The organism is Pandoraea terrae (assembly GCF_902459695.1).
Taxonomy (GTDB): domain Bacteria; phylum Pseudomonadota; class Gammaproteobacteria; order Burkholderiales; family Burkholderiaceae; genus Pandoraea; species Pandoraea terrae.
The window spans coordinates 1-601 of record NZ_CABPRZ010000074.1 but is presented as its reverse complement, the minus strand read 5'-3'; the positions used below and the strand labels follow the sequence as shown (position 1 = coordinate 601).

Below are 601 nucleotides of genomic sequence, written 5' to 3'. Positions count from 1 at the left end.
GTATCGCGTCGATCGCGCGGACGGCTCGCAGGCCGAATCGGAAGCGCTTGTGCTCACCGTCGGCGTCGACGAAGGCGATCTGCTGCCCCCGCCAAGCGTCGAGGAAGCCAACGGCGACCAGCTCGATCTGCCTGTCCCGCCGGGCGGCATCACCGTGGTGGTCGCCAGCTACGACGGCATGGCCGACAAGGACGTGATCCACATGACCTGGGCGCGCGGCACAGCCGACGAATATACCGACTTCTTCCCGGTCAACCCCAATACGGTCGGGCGCGACATCCCCTTTACCGTGCCCGCCGAATACGTCACGCCGTTCGAGAACCAGCGCGTCCCGGTCGAGTACCATGTCGTGCCACTCGCCGGCGAGCAGCGAAATTCGGCAGTCCTGCGCCTGAAGGTCGGCGAAGTCGATGAGGATGGGCTGCCGCCGCCGCAGATTGACGAAGCCGTCGACGGCGTGCTGAACCCGGACCACGTGCCAACCGGCGCGACCTTCCGAGTCAAGGCCTACGAAGGCATGGCCGCCGGCGACAGTGTCGAGATCCGCTGGGGTCTGGGCACCGGCGCGGGCGAATACACCTACACGCTGCCCGTCTCGGGC

1 pseudogene is annotated in these 601 nt (G+C 67.2%); it reads left to right on the top strand.

Annotation, left to right across the window (positions count from 1 at the left end):
- Positions 1 to 601: pseudogene (locus PTE30175_RS28430) on the top strand (hypothetical protein); the annotation flags it as partial.